This is a genomic window from Streptomyces sp. NPDC007084 (assembly GCF_040703595.1).
Taxonomy (GTDB): domain Bacteria; phylum Actinomycetota; class Actinomycetes; order Streptomycetales; family Streptomycetaceae; genus Streptomyces.
Map to the genome: position 1 here is coordinate 60,198 of NZ_JBEYFY010000037.1, position 6,545 is coordinate 66,742.

Consider the following 6,545-nt stretch of genomic DNA (forward strand, 5'->3'; position numbering starts at 1 on the left):
GTTGGTCCGCCCACCGCCCGGGCTGGAAGACTGGAGCCCATGAACGACTCCTCCGCCTCCTCCGCGCGCCCGGCCCCCGTCGTCCTGGACGTGTGGTGCGAGCTGCAGTGCCCCGACTGCCGTGACGCCCTCGCCGATCTCCGCGCCCTGCGCGCCCGCTACGGCGACCGGCTGGAGCTGCGGCTGCGGCACTTCCCGCTGGAGAAGCACAAGCACGCGTTCGCCGCGGCGCAGGCCGCCGAGGAGGCCGCCGAGCAGGGCAGCGCCTGGCCGTACGTGGAGGCCGTGCTCGGCCGGGTGGCGGAGCTGGACCGCGACGGCGAGGCCCTGCTCGTCTCGGTCGCCCGGGAACTCGGCCTGGACGCCGAGGAGTTCGACACCGCGCTGATCGACGGCCGGCACATCCTGATCGTCGACGCCGACCAGGCCGAGGGCAAGGCGATCGGCGTCACGGGGACTCCGACGTATGTCATCGGCGGTGAACGGCTGGACGGTGGCAAGAGCCAGGAGGGGCTGCGCGAGCGCGTCGAGGAGATCGCCGACCGCCTCCTCGCCGAACAGGCCTGACACTCCCGCCCGAACAGGCCCGAACAGGCCCGCCGCCGTAGCCGGTCAGGCCTGACATCCCGGCCTCGGCACCCAACCGGGTTACAGAACAGGCGACTTGGCGTTCCGCGCGACGGGGGGCCCGGTCGGCTACAGCAGATCCTTGTAGAGGAAGTACTCCGTCGTCCCATAGCCGAGGGACTCGTAGAGCCGCTCGGCCGGGGAGTTTCCCGCGAAGACGTTGAGCGCGAGGCTACGGAAGCCGGCGGCCACGGCCTGGGTCTCGGCGAGCAGCATCAGGGTGCGGCCGTGGCCGCGACCCCGGTGTTCCGGGCGGACGGCGACGTCGTAGACGAAGGCGTGGTCGTCCCGGCGGCCGAGCCACAGTTCGCCGACCGGGACGCCGTCGTGCTCCAGCACGCTCAGGTGCGCGCCGGCGGTGTCGGGGCCCTGCGGCAGCGCGAGGGCGAAGTCCCGGTCCGCCTTGGCCAGGGCGTCGGCCTCGGGCACCCCGCGCCGGATCCAGTCCCCGGCGTACTCGAGCCGGTTCGCCGCGGCCCAGGTCTCGTACTCGGCGCGGGTCATCGGGCGGCCGACGCTGCCCGGCGGCAGGGCGGGCACACCGGCGCCGAGGGGCTTCTCCATGGCGCGGTTGCGCAGGACGTACCCGAGCGCCCGGGTCAGTCCGAGCGCTCGCGGGGCGTCGCCGGGCACGACCGCCTCGACCTGCCGGCAGCCCCAGCCGCGCGCCACCTCCTCGGCGGCCAGCGCGGCCACGGTGCCCCGGCCGCGCCCCCGGTCGGGCTCGTCGATGCGCAGGTCGCGGATCGTGGCGAAGGCCGGGCCGAGCCCGGGGCTCGTCGCGAGCCGCACCGCGCCGACCGGGCGGCTGTTGACGCACACCTGGTAGCGGCGGGACCGCGTGCCGTTCTCGGCGAGCTGAAGCGGCTCGGTCGGCCGCAGGGTGGTGGTCATCAGAGGAGTTGTACCCCCTGCGGCGGGCGAGGTCAGCCGAATTGCGCCGTGATCGGGAGCGGGTGGCCGCCCGTGGACCGGTCAGGGGTCGAGGTCGTCGGCGGCGCGCTCGTCGAAGACCCGCATCGCCTTGGCGGTCACCGGGCCGGGCGCGCCCGGGAGTTCACGTCCGTCGACCCGGTGCACGGCCTGGACGTCGCGCAGCGTGGAGGTCAGGAAGACCTCGTCGGCGCGGTCCAGGACGTCCAGCGGCAGATCGGTCTCGCGGGCGCCGGTCCACTCGACGGTGAGGGCGCGGGTGATGCCGGCGAGGCAGCCGGAGGCGACGGGCGGGGTGTGGATCTCGCCGTCGAGGACGACGAAGACGTTCGACCCGGTGCCCTCGCAGAGCCGGCCCACCGTGTTGGCGAACAGCGCCTCGGAGGCGCCGTGTTCACGGGCGCGGGCGAGGGCGACGACGTTCTCGGCGTACGAGGTGGTCTTGAGACCGGTCAGGGCGCCGCGTTCGTTGCGGGTCCAGGGAACGGTGACGACGGCGGTGGAGTCGGGGCGCGGGTCGGAGGCGCCGAGCGCGACGACGAGGGTCGGGCCCCGGTCGCCGCGGTCGGAACCGAGGGGGCCGTGGCCGCCGGTGTAGGTGATGCGCAGCCGGCCGAGCGGCATCGGGTTGGCGTCGAGGACGGCGGCGCAGGCGCGGCGCACCTCGTCGGCGTCCGGTTCGGGGAGTCCGAGGCCGCGCGCGGAGCGGGCCAGCCGGTCGAGGTGGCGGGTCAGCGCGAACGGCCGGCCGTGGACGGCCTTGACGGTCTCGAAGATGCCGTCACCCACGGTCAGTCCGTGGTCGAAGACGGAGACGCGGGCGGCGTCAATGTCCTGCAGCCCGCCGTCGAGCCAAAGCTTCACTGGTTACCTCGCATGAGCGTGAGAGTGCCGGACCCGTCGTCCGGCGTGGCGTCGTCGCCCGGTGGATGGTGGTGTCCCTGCCCGGACCTGGCCGGACCTGGCTGGACCTGGGGCCCGTACCCGGTTCAGGCCGGGGAGGTCCCGTCACCCGCGTCGTACTCTCCCGACGCTACCGCGAGCAGCCGGGACGCTTTCAGTTCGGTCTCCCGCCACTCCCCCTCGGGGTCGGAACCCCAGGTGATGCCCGCTCCGGTGCCGAAGCGCAGGGCGCCGTCGGCGCGGTCGATCCAGAAGGTGCGGATGCCGACGGCCAGCTCGCCGGTGCCGCGGTCGGCGTCGACCCAGCCGATGCCTCCGCAGTAGGGGCCGCGCGGCGTGGTCTCCAGGGTGTCGATGATCCGCAGGGCGCTGGACTTCGGCGCTCCGGTGACGGAGCCGGGCGGGAAGGCGGCGTCGAGGAGTTCCGGCCAGCCGGCGTCCGCGCGCAGTTCGCCGTGGACGGTGGACACCAGGTGCACGAGCCCCGGGTGCTTTTCGACGACGCACAGGTCCGGCACGGTCACGCTGCCGGGGACGCAGACCTGCCCGATGTCGTTGCGGACGAGGTCCACGATCATCACGTTCTCGGCGTAGTCCTTCTCCAGGAGGTCCGCCTCGGTGCGTCCGGTGCCCTTGATCGGCCCCGACTCGACCACGCGGCCCGCACGGCGCAGGAAGAGTTCCGGGGAGGCGGTGGCTATCTCGACGCCGTGCGCGGGGAGCCGGATCGTTCCGGCATACGGGGCAGGGTTGCCGCGGGCGAGCAGGGCGGTTAGCGCGTCCACGTCCGCGTCGGGCGGGACGGGCGCGGACAGCACCCGGCAGAGGTTCGCCTGATAGACCTCGCCGGCCGCGATGTGCTCGCGGATCCGGCGTACGCCCGCGGTGTACGCGGCGCGGTCGAGGGACGACGTCCAGTCACCCGCGGCGGGCCCGCGCCAGCGCCCCGGCACCGGCGCGGGCACCGGCTCCCGGCGTACGTCGCGGAAGCGGGCGCAGGTCAGACGTCCCTCGAAGTCGGCCGCGACGGCCCAGAAGCCGGCCGAGTCCAGGGCGGCGGGATCACCGGTGACGTCGAGGAGGCCGGTCGCGACGAGGCCGCCGAAGCGGGCGAGAGGAGCGAGGTCGAGCACGCAGCCGAGTCTAGAGCGGGTGTCCCACGGGTGCCCTGACCATGTCCTCGGGCGGACAGGGCGCAGCACGCTGCACAAACGCGTTTTTGTGCTGGCCCCGGAATCCGCTAGAGTTCAACTCGTCGCCGGGCCGCGCAAGCGGAACGGAAACGACAAGCGGACGTAGCTCAGTTGGTAGAGCGCAACCTTGCCAAGGTTGAGGTCGCCAGTTCGAACCTGGTCGTCCGCTCGCAGGAAAGTGGGGGATCTTCCCGAACCCCCGCACTCCTGGTGGAGTGGCCGAGAGGCGAGGCAACGGCCTGCAAAGCCGTCTACACGGGTTCAAATCCCGTCTCCACCTCCAAGGACGATTAGCTCAGCGGGAGAGCGCTTCCCTGACACGGAAGAGGTCACTGGTTCAATCCCAGTATCGTCCACTGGTCCGCGAGGATCCCCGCGCGATTAGCTCAGCGGGAGAGCGCTTCCCTGACACGGAAGAGGTCACTGGTTCAATCCCAGTATCGCGCACGCAGTATCAGCAGCAAGCGTGGCTCTCGCCGCGTGACCTGCGCGATTAGCTCAGCGGGAGAGCGCTTCCCTGACACGGAAGAGGTCACTGGTTCAATCCCAGTATCGCGCACCAGCCGAAGCCCCCGGCCGTCTCGTACGGTCGGGGGCTTCGTCGTGCCCGGCAGCCCCGCCATCGCCCGCGCGGACGACGGCGGGGCCCCTGCCTGATGGAGGGGCCCCGCCGGTTCGTTCACGATGTTCAGGTCGTTCAGGTCGTTCAGGACGAGAAGAGCATGTGGCCGAAGCTCTTGTGCCGGCGGTGGCCGCCGTGACCGCCGTAGTGGCCGCCACCGTGGCCGCCGTGCTGCGGGGCGCCCCAGGCGGGCGCGGGCGCGGAGGGGTAGGCGCCCGGGGCGGGCGGGGGCGCGGGCTGCGCCCACTGCGACTCCACGCGCGTCAGCGCCTCCAGCTCGCCGTAGTCGAGAAATATCCCGCGGCAGCCGCTGCACTGCTCGATCTGGACGCCATTGCGGTTGTACGTGTGCATCGGCGCATGGCACTTCGGACACTGCATGCTCGGCTCAACTCCTCGCCGGTCGGTACTGCTTCCGCCAGGACAGACACTGCCCGGCTCCGGTCGGTTGCACCCTACGACGCGCGACCTTGCCCCAACTCGGGTGGTTCGCCGCTCATTCGGGCACAGGCGTCCACGACGGCCTGCTGCACCTCGTCCAACGGCCGCTCCGCCGCCACGGACTTGGCGATCGCCAGCGCGGCCGTCTGCACGGTGAGGGCACGGGCCGCGACGTCCAGGGCAGGCCAGGGATCGCCTTCGGCGGGGACGGCCGGGCCGCCCGCCTGTCGGTACGCGGTCAGGAAGCGGAGCCATTCGTCGGGCGGGAGCAGTCCGCAGGCGTACCAGGCGGCCGGGCGGGCCAGGTCCCAGGCGGGGTCGCCGACGCCGAGATCGTCGACGTCGATGAGGACCCAGGGGCCGTCCGGCGCGGGATGCCGGACGAGCTGCCCGAGGTGCAGGTCTCCGTGGCAGAGCGTGGTGGCGGCCGGCATGGGCGCCTGATCCCGGGCCCAGTCGGGCAGGTCGGCCCAGGCCCGCAGCACGGGCGCGGCGGCCGGGTGCGGGCCGGCCGCGCGCAGGCGGGCGATCGCGCGGGCCGCCTTGACCGGCCCCCGCATGGGCGGCGTCCCGGAGGGAACGGGCGCCCGGTGCAGCCGCGCCAACAGGGTCGCGGCCTCCTCCCAGGGCGCCGCGTCGGGGTCCTCGGGATCGACGGGACTGCCGTACGGCCAGAGAGTGACCCGCCGTCCGGACGGCTCGGCGGCAGCGGCAGCCAGCGGGGGCAGGAGGATGCCGGGCAGCCCGGCGGCCACGGACAGCCGGCGGGCGAGGGCGACGGGGTCCGTGCCCACGGCATGCGCCTTGGCGACCACGCTCCCGTGCCGGACAACGGTGCCGTCGTCCCGCTCCGCCAGCACCACGTCCCCGACGGCGCACGGACAGCCCGCGCCGGCCCCCGGGTGAACCGCCCGCCGCGCACTGCCGCCCAGCACGGACACCAGGCTGTCGACGGTCACGGCTCCCCCTGAGGTAGTACGGCACTGCGGGTGAGCGTACGTACGCGGCTGGGGACCGGGAGCGGCAGGGGCGCCTGGCGGAGGCCGCGGGCTGCCTGACCGGGGTTCTGGATGCCGGCGTCGCGGGGCGGCCCGGCGGAGGTCTGGAAGTCGGGGTCCACCTGACCGGAGAGCGGGGGTCGCAGCGGCGTGAGGCGGAGGCCTGGTTCACGGGGCCGTAGATGTTCACGGGGCCGTAGATGAAGAATGCCCGCGTAGCTCCCCAGCTACGCGGGCATTCCTCGTGCCGTCCGCCGCACCCCCGTCCCCACGGGGTTTCATGGCCGGATGTCCCCGCCCGGACCGCTCTTCCGGGCCTGGAGCGCCGCTCAGCGCCTCAGCATCACGCCCACGGACGACGCCTGTGTGACCACTGCGTCCCAGCCGCCGAAGACGACCACGAGCAGGGCCGCCAGGGGAAGGACCATCGCCGTCGCCACCAAGGGGTGGCGCTGCCCCTGACGGCGGGTGCCGAACGCCGCGCTGTACGCCCTGCGTCCCTGCGTGCGGAGCGCTGTCCGCGGTGCCGTCTGGGCCATGGTCCCTCTCCTGACCGAGCTTCTGTTGTGGTTGGCAGCGGCGGGTGCTTGACCTCGGGGGACGAGTGCTGCACCCGCCGCTTGACCTCAAATCTAGGGCCGCGGCGAGGGCGGGACGTCATGCCCTCGTACCGATTGCCGGGCCTCCCGGAGGATGAGCGATGACCTGCGGACTACTCCCCTGGGTGGAGACGAGGACCTAGGGCGTGTCGTTTGGATCAGGTGGCGCCGGAGTGCGGCGCCTTGTCGGCTGGGCCGAGCGGGGCAGGGTGCGTGCAGCTGCAAGGCG

General features: G+C 73.2%; 7 protein-coding genes and 5 tRNA genes. 6 read left to right on the plus strand and 6 right to left on the minus strand.

Translation table 11 applies throughout. The features are described 5' to 3' along the window. The first annotated feature begins 39 nt into the window (after positions 1–39). Complete coding sequence (locus tag AB0912_RS25425) at positions 40–567, plus strand: DsbA family protein (protein WP_366703549.1); 528 nt, start codon at positions 40–42, stop codon at positions 565–567. 129 nt (positions 568–696) lie between these two features. On the opposite strand, the gene AB0912_RS25430 is transcribed toward AB0912_RS25425, so the two are convergent. From AB0912_RS25430 to AB0912_RS25440, 3 genes are all read right to left on the minus strand, one after another. Beyond that, the gene (locus tag AB0912_RS25430) at positions 697–1,521 is read right to left on the minus strand and encodes a GNAT family N-acetyltransferase (RefSeq protein WP_366703551.1); all 825 of its coding nucleotides are present in this window, start codon (positions 1,519–1,521) and stop codon (positions 697–699) included. Between the two features lie 81 nt (positions 1,522–1,602). Continuing rightward, a complete protein-coding gene (locus tag AB0912_RS25435; protein WP_366703553.1) occupies positions 1,603–2,424 on the minus strand; it encodes an aminodeoxychorismate lyase in 822 nt (273 codons plus the stop codon). A 125-nt stretch (positions 2,425–2,549) separates the two neighbouring features. Next, a complete protein-coding gene (locus AB0912_RS25440) occupies positions 2,550–3,596 on the minus strand; it encodes a chorismate-binding protein (protein ID WP_366703555.1) in 1,047 nt (348 codons plus the stop codon). A gap of 156 nt (positions 3,597–3,752) precedes the next feature. Here AB0912_RS25440 and AB0912_RS25445 point away from each other — a divergent pair. From AB0912_RS25445 to AB0912_RS25465, 5 genes are all read left to right on the plus strand, one after another. Continuing rightward, positions 3,753–3,825, plus strand: a tRNA-Gly gene (locus AB0912_RS25445). A 40-nt stretch (positions 3,826–3,865) separates the two neighbouring features. After that, positions 3,866–3,939 (plus strand) — tRNA-Cys (locus AB0912_RS25450). Position 3,940: 1 nt separating this feature from the next. Further along, a tRNA-Val gene (locus tag AB0912_RS25455) sits at positions 3,941–4,012 on the plus strand. Positions 4,013–4,031: 19 nt separating this feature from the next. Continuing rightward, positions 4,032–4,103, plus strand: a tRNA-Val gene (locus tag AB0912_RS25460). A 40-nt stretch (positions 4,104–4,143) separates the two neighbouring features. Continuing rightward, positions 4,144–4,218, plus strand: a tRNA-Val gene (locus AB0912_RS25465). A gap of 144 nt (positions 4,219–4,362) precedes the next feature. Here the strand turns inward: AB0912_RS25465 and AB0912_RS25470 are convergent. The 3 genes from AB0912_RS25470 to AB0912_RS25480 all read right to left on the minus strand — a co-directional run bounded on the left by AB0912_RS25470 (position 4,363) and on the right by AB0912_RS25480 (position 6,256). Further along, the gene (locus tag AB0912_RS25470; RefSeq protein ID WP_366703557.1) at positions 4,363–4,659 is read right to left on the minus strand and encodes a zf-TFIIB domain-containing protein; all 297 of its coding nucleotides are present in this window, start codon (positions 4,657–4,659) and stop codon (positions 4,363–4,365) included. Positions 4,660–4,733: 74 nt separating this feature from the next. Continuing rightward, on the minus strand, positions 4,734–5,678 hold the full coding sequence (locus AB0912_RS25475) for an aminoglycoside phosphotransferase family protein (RefSeq protein WP_366703559.1): 945 nt from the start codon (positions 5,676–5,678) through the stop codon (positions 4,734–4,736). A gap of 368 nt (positions 5,679–6,046) precedes the next feature. Further along, entirely contained in the window at positions 6,047–6,256 is a 210-nt protein-coding gene (locus AB0912_RS25480) for a hypothetical protein (RefSeq protein WP_366703561.1), read from the minus strand. Between the last annotated feature and the right edge of the window lie 289 nt (positions 6,257–6,545).

Excerpts from the sequence above, each read along its gene's own strand:
- AB0912_RS25425 (WP_366703549.1), top strand. The coding sequence starts at position 40 with ATGAACGACTCCTCCGCCTCCTCCGCGCGCCCGGCCCCCGTCGTCCTG.
- AB0912_RS25430 (WP_366703551.1), bottom strand. The coding sequence starts at position 1,521 with ATGACCACCACCCTGCGGCCGACCGAGCCGCTTCAGCTCGCCGAGAAC.
- AB0912_RS25470 (WP_366703557.1), bottom strand. The coding sequence starts at position 4,659 with ATGCAGTGTCCGAAGTGCCATGCGCCGATGCACACGTACAACCGCAAT.
- AB0912_RS25480 (WP_366703561.1), bottom strand. The coding sequence starts at position 6,256 with ATGGCCCAGACGGCACCGCGGACAGCGCTCCGCACGCAGGGACGCAGG.